This is a genomic window from Pedobacter sp. 05L430, from assembly GCF_056397585.1.
The window spans coordinates 1-1,364 of sequence record NZ_JBFTNT010000530.1; the positions used below are offsets into that span (position 1 = coordinate 1).

At 38.9% G+C, this 1,364-nt stretch carries 1 protein-coding gene; it reads left to right on the forward strand.

All coding sequences use genetic code 11. From position 1 onward, the window contains the following. Window positions 1–1,364, forward strand: a 1,364-nt coding sequence (locus AC1DG9_RS27080; protein WP_477635696.1) for a PQQ-dependent sugar dehydrogenase, incomplete at both ends; no start/stop codon positions are given.

Here is a 1,364-nt window from a genome sequence, read left to right on the forward strand (position 1 = left end):
TGCCAGAAGATCTGCAGGTAACACCAATGATTTAAGAGGTAAAGTACTTAGAATTAAAATTAAAGAGGATGGTACTTACGATATCCCTGATGGTAACTTGTTCCCTAAAGGTCAGGAAAAAACCAAACCTGAGATCTTCGTAATGGGAAACAGAAATCCTTATAGAATATCGGTAGATCAGAAAACAGGCTTTTTATATTGGGGCGAGGTTGGACCTGATGCCTCTAATGATGACGCTTTAAGAGGGCCTAGAGGCTATGATGAGGTAAACCAGGCTCGTAAAGCAGGGTTCTTTGGATGGCCTTTATTTATAGGTAATAACTATCCTTATAAAGCTTATGATTATACAGACGGTAAAAACGGAGAAGCATTTGACCCTAAAGCTGGTTTAAATAATTCACCAAATAATACTGGTTTATCTACCCTTCCTCCTGCTCAACCGGCTTTTATATGGTATCCTTACGGAGAATCTAAAGAGTTCCCTCAGGTTGGTGCCGGTGGCCGTACAGCAATGGCTGGTCCGGTTTATTATTCAAGACCAGGTGCCTCGCCATATCCTTCTTATTATGATGGTAAATTGATTATCTATGAATGGATCCGTGGATGGGTAAAAGCTGTTACTATGTCGCCAGAAGGAGATTATTTAAGCATGGAGCCAATGTTAGGTGAAATTTCTTTAGCTGCTCCTATTGATATGGAACTTGGCCCTGATAATAAATTATATATTCTTGAATATGGTAAAGGATGGTTTACAAAAAATCCTGACGCTGGTATTGTAAGAATTGATTATATGGCAGGTAACAGACCTCCTATTGTAAAGAATCTTGAAATTGAGAAAACGAGCGGTTTATTACCATATAAGCTTGTAGCAAAGGTAGATGCAACGGATCCTGATGGTGATGCGCTAACTTATGTTTGGAACTTAGGAAAGGGTATTAAAAAAACTACTACCTCTCCAGAACTACAATATACATTTGCAAAAGCAGGTGAATATGCAATTAGCGTTCAGGTAATTGATAAAGATAAAGCGTCTTCAAAAAGTAACACTGTAATAGTATATGCAGGGAACGAAGAACCTAAAGTTGATATCACTTTAACCGGAAACAAGAGCTTTTATTTCCCGGGTAAACCAATCAATTATCAGGTATCGGTTTCGGACAAAGGCGCGGCTGTAAATAAAAGCAGAATCTATGTATCAAATACTTATACTGAAGGATTGGATATGGCTGGAGCTAAATTAGGCCATCAGCAGGCTGCACAGTCGCTTCTTGGTAAGGCAATAATGCTAAAAGCAGATTGCAGTACCTGCCATAAAATCTCTACAAAATCAATTGGCCCGGCATTTACTGCGGTGTCTTCTAAAT